General features: G+C 69.6%; 1 protein-coding gene. It reads right to left on the reverse strand.

From position 1 onward, the window contains the following. Nucleotides 1-280, reverse strand: a 280-nt coding sequence (locus AC06FD_RS20460; protein ID WP_478078738.1) for an SIS domain-containing protein, incomplete at both ends; no start/stop codon positions are given.

Here is a 280-nt window from a genome sequence, read left to right on the forward strand (position 1 = left end):
AGCCGCGATCTGCGGTTCCATGTTGAGCGCGTGCTGCACGCTGCCCGGCAGGAAGCGCAGCTGCTCCAGGTACGCCGCTTCCTGGGCGGCGTCCACGCGGCCGTGCAGCTTGCCCAGCACCACGGTCAACTGGAACAACGCCGCCAGCTGGGTGGTGAAGGCCTTGGTCGAGGCCACGCCGATCTCGGCGCCGGCGCGGGTGTAACAGACCAGCTCGCTGGCGCGCGGGATCGCGCTTTCCGGCACGTTGCAGATCGACAGCGTGTGCAGGTGGCCCAGC

This window comes from Stenotrophomonas sp. Steno-Z1, assembly GCF_056393175.1.